The sequence below is a fragment of the Thiomicrorhabdus cannonii genome (genome assembly GCF_013391695.1).
GTDB classification, from domain to species: domain Bacteria; phylum Pseudomonadota; class Gammaproteobacteria; order Thiomicrospirales; family Thiomicrospiraceae; genus Thiomicrorhabdus; species Thiomicrorhabdus cannonii.
This window is the reverse complement of record NZ_JACBGH010000059.1, coordinates 1-211: the sequence shown is the minus strand read 5'-3', so window position 1 is coordinate 211 and position 211 is coordinate 1. Positions and strand designations below refer to the sequence as shown.

General features: G+C 57.8%; 1 protein-coding gene. It reads right to left on the bottom strand.

All coding sequences use genetic code 11. From position 1 onward, the window contains the following. Positions 1-211 (bottom strand): hypothetical protein (locus HZ297_RS12260; RefSeq protein ID WP_178863999.1); only part of this gene is annotated, 211 nt, incomplete at both ends.

Sequence of the window (211 nt, the reverse complement as noted above, 5' to 3'; positions counted from 1 at the left end):
AGCCTAAACCCGAGCCTAAACCCGAGCCTAAACCCGAGCCTAAACCCGAGCCTAAACCCGAGCCTAAACCCGAGCCTAAACCCGAGCCTAAACCCGAGCCTAAACCCGAGCCTAAACCCGAGCCTAAACCCGAGCCTAAACCCGAGCCTAAACCCGAGCCTAAACCCGAGCCTAAACCCGAGCCTAAACCCGAGCCTAAACCCGAGCCTAA